Source organism: Arthrobacter sp. JCM 19049, assembly GCF_001310435.1.
The window spans coordinates 1-2,297 of the sequence record NZ_BAXF01000353.1; the positions used below are offsets into that span (position 1 = coordinate 1).

Genomic DNA, 2,297 nt, shown 5'->3' on the forward strand with positions numbered 1-2,297 from the left:
TTGAGCAGCTCCACGAGTTCCTCGCTGTCGCCAGGCTGGGTGGGAGCCGCCTCCCCGGGGGCCTCGGGCGGCCGGGGATTCCACCGCCACCGGGGTGATGGTGGAGAAGTATTCGGGGGCCGCCTGCTCGCTGAGGGTCTGGGCCCAGCGGTTCAGGTTGCGCAGCGTGCGCCGCTGCGGATGGTAGGACCACTTGGCCACGTTGGGGGAGTCGTCCTGGTTCTCCTCGGAGAGCGACTCAACGTTGCCTCGTGCAGCGGGGAGTTGAAGATGGCGGTCACCAGCCACTGGCTCCGGGTCCTTCCAGGAATCCCACTGCACCGACTCCGCATCAATGCCCAGCTGGCCCAGCCGGTGGGTGACCATGGCACCCAGGTCGGCCGGCTCCTCGCCAAACGCCTCACGGTACTCGGCATCGGTCTGCGGACCGGAAACCTCCACGCGGCGCGCCAGTTCGGCAATGTGGGCGCGTTCGGCCAGCACCGGGCCTCGTACTTCAGGATCTGCTCGATCGGCACATCCCACTCCACCGACAGGTCATACGCCGAGGCGCCGGCGCGTACTCGGGCCTGGATTTCCCGCGGCGAGTGGTCGGAGGACTGTTCACGGTTGCGCGGTGCACGGGCGCGGGCGATTTCGGCCATGGCGCTGCGCAGTGCATCGTCGACGGGCAGCTCAAAGCTCATCCCGTCGTCACTGCTGACCTGCAGGCTGGAACCATTTTCATGTATTCCTACCAGTCTCAGCTGACGCATTACTACCCTCCACACGGTTTATTTCCTGAGTAAAACTTTGCCACTCAACGCCCGGAATTCCTATTACCGCCAAGGGTGTGGCGCGATTTCCTTGGCCTGGCGCGCGAAGAACGCCCTTCCAGGCAGGATCCGGGGAATTTTTTGCCGTCCAGGACGTTATACACGCGTGCCAGTGGTGGTGTAGTGTACCGCCACGAGTTGTTGCACATCCGTCAAGGAAAAGAGAACGATACTTCAATGGCTACCGACTACGACGCACCGCGCGAAAAGCAGGAGGAATCCGAGACGGCCAGGCAGCTGTCGGATCTGAACGCCGGGCGGACGGCGAAGCAGGCGACCCTGATCGACGAGGATGAAACGGACCTGGCCGAAGTTCGTGCTTCCCGGCGGCGAGGTCACCCAGGAGGAGCTCAGCGTCGAAATCATGCCCGAGCAGGCCGACGAGTTCACCTGTGCCTCCTGCTTCATGGTCCGCCACCGCTCCCAGCTGGCCCGCCAGGACGGCGCGCAGATGTTCTGCACCGAGTGTGAAGACTAACCCGACTCCCCGCGTGAGCGCGCCCGATCCGGGCCCGGCCCATTAACCACCCGAAGCCGCCCAGCACCGCATCCCCGCCAAGGAGGGCAAGTGCTGGGCGGCTTGCTGTATCTGGTGGCGGTCGCCGTCGACAGGCTACTGGCCCTGGGAGTCCCCGTGGTTGGAGCGCGATTCCGGCTGGGCCTGGTCCTCCGCGGTGACGTCCTCGGCCGCGGGCACCTCGTCGGGCTGCCGGTAGGCGTTCATCACACCACCCAGGCGCGGGTGAGCTCCTCGGGGCGGCGGGTGGAGGTCAGCCAGTACGGGGTCTGGTCGCGCGGGTCGGTGATCTCAAGCTTCACCACGGCATCCACCCAGCCGCGCAGGTTCATGTAGGCCAGCCCGTGCAGCTTCTGGCCGCGCTGCTCGAAGGCCTCCTGGCCGCGGTAGCCGATGACCTCGCCAACGTATTGGCGTTCAATGTTCGCCCGGCCCACGCGCACCGAATCCTCGGTCACCGTGATTTGCGGGGTGTTCAGCATCAGGATCACCGTCATCACCACAAAGGCGATCACCCCGGCCAGGATTCCCCAGGCCACTCCGATCGGCGCCAGGGCCACCCCCGCGGTCAAGGCCAGCAGCAGCGGCCAAATCCAGGTTCCGGCCGAAGGCCACAGTTTTTCGTTGAACAGCACGGTCGACTCACCGGAGCTCGCAATACTCATGCCGTCCATTTTAGGCGCTGAACCTGTGCGTGCCGCCCAGCCCGCCCGCAGCGCCGGGCGGCCGGTAAAGAACTATGGGCAATCCGTCCCCGGCCCACCACAGGCGAAGCCCGAGGCGCTAGAGTTGTTCAGGTGCCGCAGGCAGTGCTCCTGCCCGCCCCGCGGCACAGTGAAGCCACTGCCGGATTCAACGGAAGACGAAACACCACCCATGAGTGAACCAAGCCTGCAGATCGCCATCAAACTGCTTGACGATGGGCTGCCCACCCCCGGTTACGCCCACCACGGGGACGGCCGGGG

The 2,297-nt window shown here is 65.6% G+C and carries 1 protein-coding gene and 2 pseudogenes; 1 reads left to right on the forward strand and 2 read right to left on the reverse strand.

The window, feature by feature from the left end:
- Positions 1-755, reverse strand: a pseudogene (gene sepH, locus JCM19049_RS20630) (septation protein SepH); the annotation flags it as partial.
- Between the two features lie 237 nt (positions 756-992).
- Between sepH and JCM19049_RS12060 the strand changes: the two are divergent.
- A pseudogene (locus tag JCM19049_RS12060) lies at positions 993-1,293 on the forward strand (DUF4193 domain-containing protein).
- A gap of 245 nt (positions 1,294-1,538) precedes the next feature.
- On the opposite strand, the gene JCM19049_RS12065 reads toward JCM19049_RS12060, so the two are convergent.
- Positions 1,539-1,997 (reverse strand): DUF3093 domain-containing protein, encoded by a 459-nt coding sequence (locus JCM19049_RS12065; RefSeq protein ID WP_279403099.1) that lies wholly within the window; start codon positions 1,995-1,997, stop codon positions 1,539-1,541.
- Positions 1,998-2,297 lie beyond the last annotated feature (300 nt).